The organism is Bartonella sp. AA81SXKL, from assembly GCF_042196945.1.
In the GTDB taxonomy this organism is placed as follows: Bacteria; Pseudomonadota; Alphaproteobacteria; order Rhizobiales; family Rhizobiaceae; genus Bartonella.
Genome location: NZ_JBHIRH010000285.1, coordinates 1 through 665 on the forward strand (window position 1 = coordinate 1; position 665 = coordinate 665).

1 protein-coding gene is annotated in these 665 nt (G+C 38.8%); it reads left to right on the plus strand.

What is annotated here, in order from left to right; genetic code table 11:
• On the plus strand, window positions 1-525 hold a 525-nt coding region (locus ACFINZ_RS11125), incomplete at its 5' end, for an OB-fold nucleic acid binding domain-containing protein (protein WP_375701548.1).
• Window positions 526-665: the final 140 nt, after the last annotated feature.

A 665-nucleotide genomic window follows, 5' to 3' on the forward strand; every position in this document is an offset into this window, starting at 1 on the left:
ATTCAGAATTGGGTTAATTTTGCCAATGCTGTTAAAGCTGGCGCAACTGCTGCTCGGCTTGCTGGAACTGTTGTGGCAAAGCAAGTGCGTAAAACAAAATCTGGTAAGAAAATGGGGATTGTTCATTTTTCTGATACGAGTGGACAGTATGAGGCAGTTCTTTTTTCCGAGGCGCTTTCAGATTATGAGGAGATATTGGAACTTGGAAAATCTTTTATCATTACGGTGAGTGCAGAAAATCGCTCTGAGGGGGTTAGTTTGCGACTTGAGACGGCTCAATCCTTAGAAAAGGAAGCAGCACAGCATCATAAAATGATGCGTCTCTTTATCAAAACGGTTGATATGCTTCCACAAATTCAACAAAATTTAAATCCTAGCGGAAATGGAGAAGTAGCGCTTATTTTGATTCAAGAGGATGGATTACGGGAAGTTGAAATTACGCTTCCAAAGCGGTATAAGGTAAATTCGCGTGTGGCAAGTGCTCTAAAATCAATTCAGGGTGTTGTCGATGTAGAGTTGACTTAAATCAAGATTTGTGAAGTAACTGCTTATTTTAATTGGCATTTTTGTTTTATTAGCGACTTAAATTTAGCTTTGAATCAGATTGTAGATTCTAAAAGATTTTGCTTCTGTTTGAGATCAGTGAGGAGCGATTTGTTTCCGAT